We start from the raw sequence: 14,964 nt of genomic DNA, 5'->3' as shown, positions 1-14,964 counted from the left end.
AAAATAGTATAGGAGTTAAAAAAATATTATATAGGTTAATATCTAGGCTCCTGGTCATTTTATACTTTCAACCTTTTATCCAGATTAGGTACGAGTTTATCAAAGTATCTGGTCACCACACAGGACTCTGTACATTTTCCACATCTGATGCAGGCCTCGCTTACATGCGGATTTTTTCCATCGAGAGAGGCTGCGCCGACCGGGCATGCTTTTACACAGATCCCGCAGCCGGTACAACGAGAAAGCCTTGTAAATTGCTTTGCCGCCTCCTTAAAAAGCAAAACCGCTTTTTCTTTTGTTTCCGAACTTGCAAGCAGATTCCCATTCGAAAAAAACTTTACAGTTCCGGTTCCGGTTTTAACTAGCAGCATCCCCAGGTCTTCCGCATAAACCGTATTTCCGAGGACACTGATGAAACCTGCAGCCTCTTTTTCCCTTATGCCTTTCACTGCTGCTTCTATTGAATAGCCGCCTGCCCGGCAGGGAGAAATTCCTGATACGACTTCAATTTCAAAGTTCTCAGCATTTTCTCTTGGAAGCACGGAAATCCCAAGCTCATCAGCCAGCCTGAGCATTTTGGGAGGCAGTTCCTTCCAGCGCCAGAACCCATGCTCTATAAATTTTTCAGAAAGCCCTCTGGATTTCGCCCATTCCAGCAGGAAAGCGTTCCACTTCGCGTACATTTCAGGGTGCAGGTCTTTTACCCTGATGTACTCAGCAGCAAGAGCAGACGGGCAAAGCCAGCATCCCACCCTTTCAAAACCAAGGTCATAGAGAGGATTGTAGGGAAGCTGTCTCCAGTGTATGTAAAGCCACACCTCAATTGCCTTCCAATCTCTTATAGGGAAGATATTGAGCTGGGCAGGGACAAATGGGTTTGTTTCGCTTGCTGCAATCCTTGCCCTTGAGAAAGACTCGTGCTTTCGCTTACCGTCTATTGTAAGGTAAGCCACGCCACTGTCTCCTTTTCGAGAGGAGTCTCCTTTTCCTGTCTCGAAGTCTCCTGCCGATGCCAGCTTGCAGACCTTGCAGCACCAGCGGAAATCCTTTGCAGGAGGCCCTAATTTTCCTACCTGTTCCCGAAAAGCGGAGCCTGCACTTGCCTCGGTGAGTGGAATCTCTCTTTCCCGGCAAAAGCTTCGCACAAACTCGACAGTTTCTGGAAACTCAATTCCGGTATTCAGGAAGAAAGCTTTGAGTTCCCTCTGCTTAAGGGAAGACCGAGCCAAGTCAAGCACCACAAGACTGTCTTTTCCACCGCTGAAAGAAACATAGACAGGCAGATCTTGGTATTCTTTCCTGGAAATAATCCCGCGAATAGTATTGATTGCGTTTTTCCCAAGCACCTGGAGGTGTTTCTTGTTGGCCTCTATGCATGCCTCAAGATCCGGAGTCTCAGGACGAAGCGAAGCTTCACTGCTGTCAACCTTTCTGATCCTAAGAACTTTTATCTCGGCTCCAGTTGAAGCTTCTGATTCAGTTAGGTTCTCAGGCTCAGACGGGGTTTTAATGTTAAGAAAGTCCACGCCGTCAATTAAAGAAACCCCATAGCCTGTAAGGCTTCCTGCGGTAACAAGGACAAAATCTCCAGCTTTTATATTGCTATCAAAGGCCTCAATTGATTCTGCTGCCACACTTTTTCCGTTAAGGTGCCGGTTTGTTTTCTTAAGTTCGACTTTCCTGTCTTCAGCGTATTTCAGGAGAATTTTTGCGCCCTGGAGCGAAGGTTCAAAACTGTAATCCATTTCCGAAAGTTCAAACCGAAGAAATCCGAAAATAAAGCCATCTACGAGCACTTCGTCGGTTTTATCCTCACCAGGAATTTTATTTAGAAGAATAAGTTTCTCGCCCAGAGGATTGCAACCAAAAGCTGAATAAAGCTGCCTGTCCAGGACTTCTCGCTCGTAAGGGGAACAAAAACGGACGTCTGCAGGCTGGGAGAGCTGAAGGACTTCCCCTTTGCTTCCGCATCTTCCACATCTTTCCCCGATCAATGGCAGATTACATTTTCCGCACCAGAAAATATGATCGTCTTCATACTCAAAGCGCTGGAAGTTCTTTTTCTTAGAGGAAACTGAATCCGGATTTTTTTCAGAGCCAGACCTCTTGCTGAAAGCGTGCTTTCCCTCAGAAGGCTTTCCTTTAAAATCTGTGTATTTGTTTTTTCCCCTGTTTTTTTGGGCCTGAGAATCCCTTCGACCCGAAGTCCTTGGAGTTTTATTATCTAAAGTCCTTGAAGCTTTATTATCCGAAGCTTGGGAAGCTTTTTTATCCGTAATTTGAAAATTTCTTTTCTCCGAAGTCCGGGCTTTTTTTGTTCCCTGATTACTTTTTTCTGGTTTCTTTAGGCCTGAATCCTGAAATTTTTCTTTTTTCTGTTGCATAGAAACCCTGATTAGTGGTTTGAAGAAATCGTTAAATATTTGATAGTTTAGTTTTATGGTTCAATCACATGGTGAGTGCGTTTATCAATATATCAAGATTGTGAAGCGTATAATGCTTTTTAGATCTATATATAGTTCATCTGGTATTTTAAGCACTACTCAAGATTAATTGGATTAATTAGAAACTCGTCAGCTCGGTGAGGAACCGGTTTGACTCAAAAAGAATAATCTTACCGGCAAAAAGGCATGTTAAACGATAAAAAAATTATTATAATAGTAAAAAGATCATTCTTATCAACAAAATCCACGTGTCAGAATAAAGATAATTTTACTTAGTATAATATTATTGTAAATCACGTTTAATATTATGCAAATCACGTTTATCTGAAATTACAATTTTTATATACAAAAATTGTAATTTTACTTATATTTATGAATTATGAGTATATTAAGCTTCCTGATATTGAAAGGGCTTATTCTCGAAGGTAACACGGTATGAAATATGATATTGTTGTAGTTGGAGCCGGGCCTGTGGGATCCACTGCAGCTCGCTATGCGGCCATGAATGGAGCAAAGGTTCTAATGATTGAAGAACATGCTTTCATAGGGTCGCCTGTAGGCTGTACCGGACTCTTGAGCACCAGAGCGATTGCAGAATGCGAGCTCAAGCCCTCGGATGAGTTTGTGTTCAATTCCGTACGCGGAGCCTTTGTACATGCTCCGGATGGGCAATGCCTGCCAATCGATGGAAAGCAGACCAAGGCATACGTGGTTTCGCGAAAGAACTTCGACCGCGCCCTTGCAGTAATGGCTGCGGAGGAAGGTGTGGAACTCTCTCTCAGGACAAGGGCTGTGGGATTAGAAAAACAGGATGCGGAATTCGAAAAGGAAGGACAAAAAAATCCTCAGATAAAACTCAGAGTAATCAGAAACGGAAAACCTGAAACGATCTGCACATCTGTCGTGATAGGGGCAGATGGCGTAAAAAGCCGGATAGCCAGCTATGCTGGACTTAAAAAACCTGCCCGCGTACTTCCGGGAATCCAGATTGAAGCCCCATATGCTTCGGAAAATAGTGACTTTGTAGAACTTTTCCCAGGTTCCTTTGCTCCCGGTTTTTTTGCTTGGACCGTACCTGTTAACGAAAAAATTTCAAGAATCGGGCTTGCACTTGAACCCGGACTTGCCTGGAAAGATGGGCAGGAAGATTGCTCTCCTCTTTCATATCTTGAAAAACTCCTTCGCTCCAATCCTCATTTAAAAGCTAGATACTCAGGAGGTATGCTTGATTTTGTAGTAGGAGGAATCCCTATAGGGCCTCAGGAGAAAACAGCGTCGGATGGAGTTTTACTAGTTGGTGATGCTGCCGGACAGGCAAAGCCGACTTCAGGAGGGGGAATCTATACCGGAGCTTTTGCGGCAAAAATCGCTGGAAAGGTTGCTGCACAGGCTGCCCTTGAAGGAGATACCTCAGCAGAGAGGCTTTCCGAATATGACCAGCTCTGGCAAAAGGGCCTTGGAAAAGAACTTGAGATAGGCATGAAAATTCATGACTACATCGGAAAGCTGGAAGACAGGCAGTTCAATGACCTTATAGGTTCACTAAATACTCCTTCGATTCTGAACACCATTACCGAGTATGGAGACATGGACCATCCTTCTATCCTTCTGAGAAAGCTAATGTTTTCAGGAAATTCCTTAAGACTTATGAAAGCTTTTGGAACCTTCTTAAGAACGCTCTTTTGACATGCTAGTAAAGTCCCTTAAGATTCAGGCTTTTTTCATTTCGCCGGCTTCGGCTTAAAGAAATAGAATGGGTTTTTTAAAATTAACTGGGGCTTATATAAGCAGGACGATTTGAATGTACAGATGCAACAAATGTGGATACCTTTACAACCCTGATTACGGGGACTCCTCACAATCCATAGCTCCGGATACGCCTTTTCAAAGACTCCCAAAGCCGTGGAAATGCCCTAGATGTGGAGCCCCTAAAGAGAAATTCAACAAAATTTGATACTAATCCTTCAAAAAATGGTGTATATTAAAAATTCTCTTCGCTCATCCTGTTTCTTTCAAAGTTAAGAATTTTTCTGATGATTATTTTTTTAGACCCGACCCAAAGCTCCTCATTTTCAGGGTAATTTTCCTTCGCATACTCAAAAAGCTCATTTACGCTCATATCATCAAGTTTTCTCTTGAGTAAATTAAAATCTTCCACAAAAACACCTTCTTTATAAATTTAAGCTTTAATCTAGCTTTCAATACTTGTCTTTATCTTGTTAAAGTGCAGATTCAAAGATAGCAGGTTTTTTATAAATATTTATAGTTAATTGTCTGGACTCAATAAATCTTTACCTTGAACATATATAATAAATTTAATGCAAATTAGCAGAATATTAATATGTTAAGAAATTTAAACATAGTTATAGGATAGTACTTAAAAAATCAACCTGAAATTTGAACTCTGACACAAAAACCTTTAAAGTTGACAAAAAATTTACTAAAGTGGTATAGAATCAGGAACAGGTGACCCTGGCATAAATCAGAACAGCAGTACAGATGCAGAAACCGAAGAAAACTGGATGAGAGAATTTCTTTTAAATAGCCCTGACCCTATCCTGAGAATTGGAACAGAAGGAACGGTTCTTTACGCAAATAAGGCCGGAATATCCCTACTTGAAACTATTAAAAGCCAGGTTGGGGAAAAAGCTCCTGCTGAAATCCTGAAGGACGCCAAGCGAGTAGCAATTCGAAAGAAACCCGCGCAGACTGAACTAAAAGCAGGCGGAAAAATTTATTCAATTGTTTTTACTCCCTTGCTTGCATCCGAAGGCACGATCGTCTCTGCATTTGAGATCACTGTTCTCAAGCAAACCGAGGAGAAACTGCTTTTAAGAAAACGAGAGCATGAGGTACTTTCTCAGATTTCCTTTTTATCTTTCAAAATTCAGGATTTTCAAGCTCTGCTTTATCAAGCCCTGCCTATGATTGCCGCTACTCTTGGCGCAGAATACTGCAGCGTCCTGAAACTTTTACCTGATGGAAATTTTATATATGAGACAGGAATCGGCTGGAAGCTAGAGAATACAGGTAGGATCATTAAAAAAGATTCAGCTTCGAGAGCAGGCTACACCGTACTTTCAAGCCGACCTATTCTGCTAGAAAAGCTGGATAGGAATAATTCCATTAGAACAATGGGCCTTGAAGAAGGTCAGGATATAATCAGTGGTATAAGTGTGCTCATAGGAAGTATTGAAAAGCCATATGGAATACTGACAGCTCACAGCACGAGAAAGGAGAAATTTACCGAAGAGGATACTTGTTTCTTAAATGCAGTTGCAATAATCTTTTCATTTACAATTCAAAGAAAAGAAGTAGAAGCCGCACTCCAAGACAAAGTGTATTTCCTGGAAACGCTACTGGACACTATCCCGGCTCCCGTGTTCTACAAGGACAGAGAAGGCATTTATCAGGGCTGCAACGAGCTTTTTGCAAAAATGATTTTCGGAAATTCAAAAGAAAAAATAGCTGGACACTCCACTTACGACCTTTTCAGAACAAAATCTTCAGAACTTGATGAAGTTTATGAAAGAATGGACAGGCAGCTCTTCCAGAAAGGAGGAAACCATGTTTACGAATCCAAAGTATTGTGCTCTGATGGGCTAAAAAGGGACTTCATTTTTAATAAGGCCATATACAAAAGCTTCTGCGGGACTGTAGAAGGGCTTATTGGGGTAATGCTTGACATTACAGGGCGCAAAAAAATGGAAGAGAAGTTGCGAAAAAGTGAAGAAAGATACCGCCTCATTGCAGAACAGACAGGGCAGCTAATATATGAAATTGATTTGAGAAACGGCAATGTTGAGTGGGCAGGAGCAGTTGAAGAGCTCACAGGTTATAGCAATAAAGAAATTGAGAATCTTGATTTTTATGATTGGCTTGAACATATTCACCCCGAAGATTATAGAAGAGTGCAGCAATCATTGAAGAATTGCTGGAATACAGGAGATAAGTTCAATGAGGAATTCAGGTTTAAGCGAAAAGATGGAAGCTATTTTTATGTAAAAAATAAAGGAATATTTCTAAGAGATGAGGAAGACCGCATGTGCCGGGCTCTTGGGGCAATGGTAGACATTACCGAAATTAAGCAGTCCTCAGAAAAATTGAAGGAAAGTGAAGAACTCTATAGGTCATTTTTACAGAATTTCAAAGGAATTTCGTTTAAACTTGACAGGAATCTTAAGCCCCTCTTTCTTGAAGGAGCCCTCGAAGAAATAACCGAGTATACAGAAGAAGAATTTCTCTCAGGCAGAATAAGTTTCCTTGACCTAGTTGCCCCGGAAGACAGATCGATATTCGATAGAAATAGAAAAAAAATGGCATTATCTCCAAATTCAATTATAGAGTACGAGTACAAGTTCAGGCGGAAGGATGGAAGTGTAAGGTGGGTCCATGAATTAATCCATAATGTTTGCAACGATTCAGGAGAAAACATATCTTACCAGGGATATGCCTATGACATTACCCAGAGGAAGAAAGCTGAGGAAACTCTTGAGAAAGCCGAGAAAATCAGCATGAGGGAGATCCACCATCGGATCAAGAATAACCTTCAGATAGTTTCCTCTCTGCTCAGCCTTCAGGCTGACAAGTTTAAAGATAAGGAGGTTATTGAAGCCTTCAGGGAAAGCGAAAACCGTGTAATTTCAATGTCCATAATCCATGAAGAGCTCTATAAGTCAAAGGATGTGAAAAGTATTGATTTTGCAGCATACCTAAGGAAATTGACTGCGGACATTCTGCATTCTTATAAGATAGGAGACGAGAAGGTCAAGCTTATCCTTGAAGTGGACAGTACACTTCTTGGAGTTGATACCGCAATTCCGCTGGGAATCATAATTAATGAACTTTTCTCAAACTCCCTTAAATATGCTTTTCCAAAAAGTGAAGAAGGAAAGGTCAGGATTTCCCTTTACCGAAATGAAGACGAATGTCAAAAAACAGGCGAAGACATTGAAAAGAAAGGCACAGAAAAGTCCTCTAGGTTTACGCTCATCTACTCAGACAACGGGACTCGTTTTTCGGAAAAAGTAGATTTTAAAAATCCGAAAACTCTAGGTTTGCAGCTTGTAAAAGCTCTCGTTGAGCAGATTAACGGAACAATAGAGCTTGAAATAGGGAAAGAAACAAAATACACTATCAGGTTCGAGGATAAGGGATGATCCTAAAAAAATATAAAAAATGCCTCCCGTACCTTACATTTCGATTAATTCCGCTTTCAAAAAAGAAATTGAGCTTTCAAAAAAGAAATTGAATAAGGTTCTCTTAATTTGATTTACTTGATCTGGTTTTGTTAATTTGATTCTCTTTTCACTTATTCTAAAATCAATCTTTTATAAAAAGCATTTTTCAATTCAGAAAGTTTTTGTCATATAAGCTTAGAGTCATATAAGCTTAGAAATAGTATCCCTATGCATCAAATTTTTTTAAATAAGTTTGATCAAAAACGGAAACTTTTTCAAAAAAGTTTTACCAAAACTTTGTCAGAGACTTGACATAACAAATTGAATCAGATAACACAGCTTCGATACTAAGAACTTTCTATACTAAGAACTCATATGCAACTTGATACCAGCTAAACTTGATTTATCTGGAACTCGTTATCAGCTGAAACTGGAAATTATTTTTGATACAGCTGGGAACTGATATTTTTGAAATTTAATATCGATTAATATTTGATGAAATAAGAATTATCGATTGATATTTGATAAAATAAAAATAAGAGACTAAAGAATAGACTTAGCGAGGATAGGCGAATTGTGAATGCTAATAGGAATTGATGTCGGAGGCACTACCACGGATGCAGTGCTTATCCGAAATGGGAAAGTATGCAGTACTGCCAAGGTTTCCACTGAGCCCGGAAATCTTCTGAATTCCTTAATTGAAGCCCTTGATGCAATAAGCAGAGATGTTGATCCTGAGCAGCTGGAAAGGGTGGTATTCAGTACAACCGTGATAACAAATCTTATCGCCGAAGGCAAAACTGACCGTGTAGCCTTGGTTCTGATCCCGGGACCTGGGATTAATCCGGCAAGTTATACATATCCTGACAGCTTTTTTATGAAAGGGGCTATGGATTACAGGGGAAGGGAAATTCATCCCCTTGACGAAGCCGAGATCAGGAAAACTGTAGGTTTGATCCGGGAATCAGGATTTTCGAGAGCAACCATTATAAGTAAATTCGGGCAGAGAAATCCTTTCCATGAACTCAGGATAGAGGAGATCTTCAGAGAGATTTATCCGGAATGTAAACTTGAACTTGGTCACAAGGTTTCGGGAAAGCTGAATTTTCCAAGAAGGATAGCAACTGCAATGCTTACCTCTGCTACAAGGGAACACTATCAGGAATTTGTTGAGAAAATCAAGAAATCCCTTGAGGAGAGAAATATCCGAGCTCCAGTGTATATTCTAAAAGCCGACGGAGGAACTTTACCGGTTGAGAAATCAATAGAATTTCCTGTGGAAACTATCTTTTCGGGCCCTGCTGCCAGTACAATTGGAGCTCTTGCCCTTACTCCGGAGGGACAGACCTCAGTAGTAGTGGATATCGGAGGAACTACCACAGACCTTGCATTAATTCTTTCAGGCAAGCCCCTTATGGCTTCTAAAGGCGCAAAACTTGGAGGTTTCCTGACACATGTCCGGGCCTTTGCAGTCCGCTCGATAGCTGTGGGTGGAGACAGTGTTGTAAGGGTTAGGGACTCGGATGCCGGCACAAAACAGATAACAATAGGTCCTGATAGGGCAGGCCCGGCTTACTGCATGGGAGGAAAAGAAACTACTCCGACTGATGCTCTGAAATTCCTCGGGCTTATTGAGGTAGGAAACCCCGAAAGTGCAGTAGAGGCGATAAAAGCCATGGCTTCAGCCCTTGGAAAATCCGAAACTGAAACCGCATCCCTGATTGTTGATAAAGTTGCGCAGAGGATTGCTGACGCAGTCAATGAAATGTTTTTTGAATGGGAACAGGAACCTGCTTACAGGGTATGGGAAGTCTTGCAAGAAAAGAAGGCGAGACCTGAGAATGTGGTCGGGATAGGAGGAGGGGCGAAAGGGCTTATTACCGAGATTGCGAAAAAACTTGATGCAAAGCCGGTTATTCCCGAATACGCCGAGGTGGGAAATGCAATCGGGGCAGCTGTTGCAAGGCCCACACTTACTCTGAACCTGCACATTGACACTGAACAGAAAGTCTACTCCGTCGCCGAGGAGGGGGAGATTGTCAGTCTAAACACAACAAACTTTGGGAATTTCAATAAAATCCGTCTCGATGAAGCTGAAGCCATGGCTGCAGAACTCTTGAGGGAGCGTGCGGAAAACTTTGGAATCTCCGAGTATGCGGACGAAGCCGAGGTTGTTAATAGTGAAGTTTTCAATGTCGTCAACGGCTGGTATACTACAGGGCGACTTTTTGACGTGAATATGCAGATTCCTGCAGGCCTGATTCCGGAATGGAAAAGGAGGGAAAAAGTATGAAACTGGGGCTCGGAAGACTCAGGGATGCACTGAAAACCGGCTCATGTTCTGGAGAAGGGGAGAAAAAGCATGTCGAAGGGAGAAATAAAGCCGAGAAAGAAGAAATGCAGACGATAAAAAATGAAGAAAATAAGCCTGAAATATCCGAGAGAAATGAAGGGAATACAATGGAATTGAGAAAGACAGGGCTGAAACCGAAAAAAGAACCATTATCCCCGGCAGACCGCACTGGAGCCGATAAGACAGGACTTATTTTCTTCCCTGCCTTTGACTGGGCAATTTCGCCAACCCATCCCGAAAGAGAAGAGCGCCTTCTCTATACCAGAGACCAGATCTTTGAAGAGGGCCTGATGGACCTGCCAGAAATAGCCGAATATAAACCCCGCCTTGCAGAGTACAGGGATATTGCTAGAGTTCACTTCTGTGTGCCTGATATAAAAGCCCAAGCTACAACCCCTCATCTGATCGCAGCAGGCAGTTGCCTGGTGCTTGGGGATGCCCTTATGAAAGCCGAGGTCAAAAACGCTTTTGCGCTTATCCGCCCGCCTGGCCACCATGCAATGACTGTAGCACATGGGAACCGGGGATTTTGCAATATCAATAACGAAGCTATCCTCGTCGAGTACCTGAGGAAAAAATACGGAATCCGCAGGGTTGCAATTGTGGATACTGATGTGCATCATGGGGATGGAACCCAGGAAATTTTCTATAATGATCCGGATGTGCTTTTTATCTCCTTCCACCAGGACGGAAGGACCCTTTACCCGGGTACGGGTTTCATAAATGAATTGGGAGGCCCAAAAGCCCTTGGAAGGACAATCAATATTCCCCTGCCGCCCGGTACCCCTGATGAAGGAATACTTTACGTGCTCGATACTCTGGTGCTTCCGATTCTTAAGGACTTCAAGCCCGAACTTGTCCTGAATTCTGCAGGACAGGATAACCATTATACCGACCCTCTCGCAAATATGCGCTTTTCCGCACAGGGATACGCGAAATTGAATGAGAAACTTGCCCCTGATATGGCCGTGCTTGAAGGAGGTTATGCAATTCAGAGTGCTCTGCCTTATGTTAATACAGGCATAATCCTTGCAATGGCAGGGCTTGATTATTCCTGCGTAAGGGAACCTGACTTTAAGCCAGGCATGTTTGTCCAAGCTGCAAGAGATAGAAAGACCCTGGAAGAAGTAGCTGCAGCCCAGCTTGAAAACTGGAAAAACAGAGACAGGCTTGTAGAGTCTGAGGTGGCAAAACACGGGGACTTTTACCGCCGGAAGAAGCAGATCTTTTACGATACAGATATGATTCAGGAGTTCCAAGAAGAAACGATACGGATGTGCCCTGACTGCCAGGGATACAAAACCATAGACTCCCATGCCCATAGAAGTGGAGATGATACCCGGATCTTCGGGGTTTCAATTCCGATCTATGCCTGTGAGAACTGTCAGGCTGAAGCCAAGGAAGAGTACAGGAAAAGTCTAAATCATCCGGAATACGAGTACGTCTACCTACAGGATAAAAAAGAAGACGAATATAGAGCATATAATATGAGGACAAAGCAGGAAACAGTTTATTGAGACCAAAAAAGACTTTTTAAGTAGAAGAATATTAAAAGATATATAGGTCTTTTTTCTTCATTTTATTTTTTTGCATTTCTTTTTTGTATTTCTTTCTCTTTTTTCTTCCTCTTTTTCGTTCTTCTTTTTCATCTTTCTTAATTTAGCTATTATCCGGGTATAAAATGGATTTCAGCCTACATATTTCTCCAATAGCTATAGGACAACATCTGAGATAGCTATAGGATAACGTCTGAGCACCGTTAAGCATCGTGTACAAGACTATAGCGCTTTTTGTCTGTATTCTTTATGAATGAGAAAACAGAGGAATATATACATATTTTTTATGATATAATTTGTAAAGAAGACACTACTTTTTAGAGAAACTTACTAAATATATTAATTTTACCCTTGAGACTCAAAGAATCAGGTTTTTCGTAGGTTCAATGAAAATTAAAAACGTAAATGAATGGCCTGAAAGGAGCTAAAAATACATATTCTATCATTATGCCAGCAGTCAGGTAGGTTAAGGAGAAACGAAATGTAGTCAGCGTTAACTTATTTTTGTCTTATATAAACAAAAAAAATATTGGAAAATAAAGGGAGATAAGGGGTAGAAATCAAGAGAGGATTCCGGTAAGCTATGGCATCATTTTGAAATTCCAATTTTTCATTATTTTTATTATATTCATATAAATAGTAATTAAAACCGACATGTTTATATTGTATTTGTAATTAGATTCTAATTAATTTAAGAAAGTTATATTTCTAATTTCTTTTACCTGTAGGGAGGAATATGAAATAAACAGAGTAAAACTTTTGTTACTAACCTTTTTAATATTCACGCTAAGCTCCTACATTGGAGCAGCGGCTGAGGTTCATCCAGGAGGTTCAATCCAAGCCGCCGTGAACAGTGCAAACCTTGATGGTGATACGATTATCGTATACCCGGGAACCTATGCTGAAAATATTGAGATTACTAAAAATAGTAATCTGGTACTTATCGCAGCGTCGGAGATTGATAAAACAATAACTAATGAAACGATAATTGTTTCCAATAACACAAATAAAAGTGTGATATCTGCTAGCTCAGTACCCAATTTAGTAATAAAAGGGTTCACGATCAGCGGAGCTGCAACAGATTTATCAGGAATTTATCTACGTAGCTGCAATAATGCAACCATTGAGCATAACAAATTTTTAAATGATGCAATGGGAGTATATGTACGGTCTTCCTTGAATACTACTATACGCAGCAATACAGCTATCAAAACAAGTGGAGTTGGAACTGGTAGAGGAATTAACATTGAGGGATCCGATTTAACCGCTGTTTCGAGCAACACGGTTTCAAATCATAGGTTTGGGATTTATCTTTCCGGATCCAGGCTTAGTACTGTCTCAAGAAATTCTATAAGCCAGAGTACTAACGACAGTATAGTTCTTGAAAAAGCATCAAACAATAATACCTTCGAAAACAATATAGTAAAATCAAATGCAAGATATGGAATTTCTCTTTCGGATTCAAGTAACAATGTCCTGAGAGGTAATAAAGTATACAATGGAACCAATGGAATTAACCTAGTAACATCTCCTGAGAATATAATTTCAGGTGCCATCTCACGTAACAATGTAGTTTCAGGTAACACCGTAGATTTCAGCAGTCAACACGATATTATGCTGGATAACACAAGCTACAACAATCTGATAAGTAATACGGTTTCAAGCAGCCAATACGGAATAGCTGTAAGGTCTTCTCACAATAACAAACTGACCGGCAATACTGCATATAACAATAGTATAGGCCTTTACATAACTCTGGGATCCAGCGGGAACACAGTTTCGGGCAATAAAGCAAATTCAAACAGAGGTTCCGGTATTAGTCTATATAGAGTCAGGGATAACATTGTTGAAAACAACGAAGCAAATTTGAACATCAACCAGGGTATCATTCTGGACAATTCAAGCAATAATAAAGTGTTCAACAACAGTGCATCCAAGAACGCTAGAGGCATTTATGTAAGTTCATTGTCTAGCAGGAACACACTTTCAGGCAACACTGCAAATTCTAACACTGGTAATGGTGGCATCGGAGCTGACGGTATTCTTCTTGAAAATTCAAGTGATAATGATGTTACCGACAACATTGCAAATCTGAACGGTAGGAATGGAGTCTATGTGACAAGTTCCAATAACAGTGACCTGATCAACAATACGGCGCAGAAAAATAAAATGGGTATCACCCTTTCCGGGTCATTAAATAACACGATTTCTAAAAATACAGTTACTGATTGCACTGATTCTGGATTATATCTCACGGTTTCCAGTAATGCAACCCTTTACAATAATGTAGCTTATGGAAATGGAGAAGGCATTACTCTTGACTCCTCTGAGAACAATGAAATTTCAGGCAATAACGTTAGTTTAAACGGTAACGGAATTTACATGTGTCCCAGAAGCTATGGAAATAAGGCTTATGATAACTATTTCAATAATATTGAAAGTAATGGAAAAATAAGAAATAACAGAAGCACTTGGTACATCGAAAAGAAAGCAGGTAAAAATGTTATGGGTGGAAAAACCATTGGAGGAAACTTCTGGGGAACCCCGGCAGGGATGGGATTCTCAGAAAATATGTCTAACTCTGACGAAAACGATGACGGTATTATTGATATTAATGTCCCCTTCGTTTCAAGCAATGGTATCGTTTCCTCAGTCAATGGAAATATTACAGACAACTATCCGCTGATACGTGTGGTGCTGCCTACCGCAAACTTCGATGTCAACACCACAAAAGGTATTGCCCCTCTAGCGGTTCAGTTTACGGATCGCTCACAGGACGCAACATCGATAATCTGGGATCTTGGTGACAAAAGCCCGAACAATACCAATAAAAGCTTTGTCCACGTGTACGAGAAGCCGGGAACTTATACTGTCACTCTGACAGCAAGTAACAAAAATGATAATTCCTCAAAAACTATGCAAATAGTTGTAGAGAAATTTTTAATCTATCCTGTTGCAGACTTCAGCGCTAATGTAACGAGTGGCTATGCTCCTCTTTCGGTCCTGCTTACGGACAAATCGCAAAATGCAACTTCAAGGAACTGGGATATTGGCAATGACGGAACTATTGAGTCTACGAATCCAAGTATTGTTTATGTGTTCACTAATCCTGGAACCTATCCTGTTAGTTTAACCGCTATCAATGAAAACGGCACTTCGCAAGCAAAACCTGCTACAATATCTGTTACAGAAAAAGGCAGTTCAAGCAACGGAGGCGGCCACCGTAGTGGCGGCGGTGGTGGCGGCGGTGGTGGCGGTGGTTCCCCTGAACCTGCGAGAAACGTAGAAGTAAAGGAACTTTCCCAGGTACGGGTTACGAGTGGAACTCCTGCCAAGTTTGATTTCGCAAAGAACGCAACCTGCGTTGTATATGTCAGCTTTGATGCAAAGAAGAGCGCAGGCAAGATTACAACCATTGCCGAGCAGCTGAA

The 14,964-nt window shown here is 41.1% G+C and carries 8 protein-coding genes; 6 read left to right on the top strand and 2 right to left on the bottom strand.

Annotated elements, in window-relative coordinates; genetic code table 11:
- Positions 1-59: 59 nt before the first annotated feature.
- Entirely contained in the window at positions 60-2,384 is a 2,325-nt protein-coding gene (locus tag BP861_RS06380; RefSeq protein ID WP_292373642.1) for a phosphoadenosine phosphosulfate reductase family protein, read from the bottom strand.
- A gap of 495 nt (positions 2,385-2,879) precedes the next feature.
- Between BP861_RS06380 and BP861_RS06375 the strand changes: the two genes are divergently transcribed.
- Together BP861_RS06375 and BP861_RS06370 are read left to right on the top strand one after the other, a co-directional pair.
- Positions 2,880-4,130, top strand: coding sequence for a geranylgeranyl reductase family protein (locus BP861_RS06375; RefSeq protein WP_292373641.1), 1,251 nt, complete (start codon positions 2,880-2,882; stop codon positions 4,128-4,130).
- A 115-nt stretch (positions 4,131-4,245) separates the two neighbouring features.
- The gene (locus BP861_RS06370; RefSeq protein ID WP_292373639.1) at positions 4,246-4,398 is read left to right on the top strand and encodes a rubredoxin; all 153 of its coding nucleotides are present in this window, start codon (positions 4,246-4,248) and stop codon (positions 4,396-4,398) included.
- Between the two features lie 27 nt (positions 4,399-4,425).
- Here BP861_RS06370 and BP861_RS06365 read toward each other — a convergent pair whose 3' ends face one another.
- On the bottom strand, positions 4,426-4,602 hold the full coding sequence (locus BP861_RS06365) for a hypothetical protein (protein WP_292373637.1): 177 nt from the start codon (positions 4,600-4,602) through the stop codon (positions 4,426-4,428).
- A gap of 364 nt (positions 4,603-4,966) precedes the next feature.
- On the opposite strand from BP861_RS06365, the gene BP861_RS06360 reads away from it, so the two are divergent.
- The 4 genes from BP861_RS06360 to BP861_RS06345 all read left to right on the top strand — a co-directional run.
- The gene (locus tag BP861_RS06360; protein WP_292373636.1) at positions 4,967-7,603 is read left to right on the top strand and encodes a PAS domain S-box protein; all 2,637 of its coding nucleotides are present in this window, start codon (positions 4,967-4,969) and stop codon (positions 7,601-7,603) included.
- A 601-nt stretch (positions 7,604-8,204) separates the two neighbouring features.
- Positions 8,205-9,917 carry a hydantoinase/oxoprolinase family protein gene (locus BP861_RS06355; RefSeq protein ID WP_292373634.1) on the top strand — a complete coding sequence of 571 codons (1,713 nt, stop codon included), beginning with the start codon at positions 8,205-8,207 and terminating at the stop codon, positions 9,915-9,917.
- Positions 9,914-11,494: a histone deacetylase family protein gene (locus BP861_RS06350; protein ID WP_292373632.1), complete on the top strand. Its 1,581-nt coding sequence runs from the start codon at positions 9,914-9,916 to the stop codon at positions 11,492-11,494. The genes BP861_RS06355 and BP861_RS06350 overlap by 4 nt, the downstream gene beginning before the upstream one ends.
- A 798-nt stretch (positions 11,495-12,292) precedes the next feature.
- On the top strand, positions 12,293-14,964 hold a 2,672-nt coding region (locus tag BP861_RS06345), incomplete at its 3' end, for a NosD domain-containing protein (protein WP_292373630.1).

Source organism: Methanosarcina sp. UBA411, assembly GCF_002495725.1.
GTDB lineage: Archaea > Halobacteriota > Methanosarcinia > Methanosarcinales > Methanosarcinaceae > Methanosarcina.
This window is presented reverse-complemented; position numbering and strand designations above follow the sequence as displayed.

What these genes read in the sequence shown, in the direction of transcription:
- BP861_RS06350 (WP_292373632.1), top strand. Translation starts at nt 9,914, where the DNA reads ATGAAACTGGGGCTCGGAAGACTCAGGGATGCACTGAAAACCGGCTCA.
- BP861_RS06360 (WP_292373636.1), top strand. Translation starts at nt 4,967, where the DNA reads ATGAGAGAATTTCTTTTAAATAGCCCTGACCCTATCCTGAGAATTGGA.
- BP861_RS06380 (WP_292373642.1), bottom strand. Translation starts at nt 2,384, where the DNA reads ATGCAACAGAAAAAAGAAAAATTTCAGGATTCAGGCCTAAAGAAACCA.
- BP861_RS06370 (WP_292373639.1), top strand. Translation starts at nt 4,246, where the DNA reads ATGTACAGATGCAACAAATGTGGATACCTTTACAACCCTGATTACGGG.
- BP861_RS06355 (WP_292373634.1), top strand. Translation starts at nt 8,205, where the DNA reads ATGCTAATAGGAATTGATGTCGGAGGCACTACCACGGATGCAGTGCTT.
- BP861_RS06375 (WP_292373641.1), top strand. Translation starts at nt 2,880, where the DNA reads ATGAAATATGATATTGTTGTAGTTGGAGCCGGGCCTGTGGGATCCACT.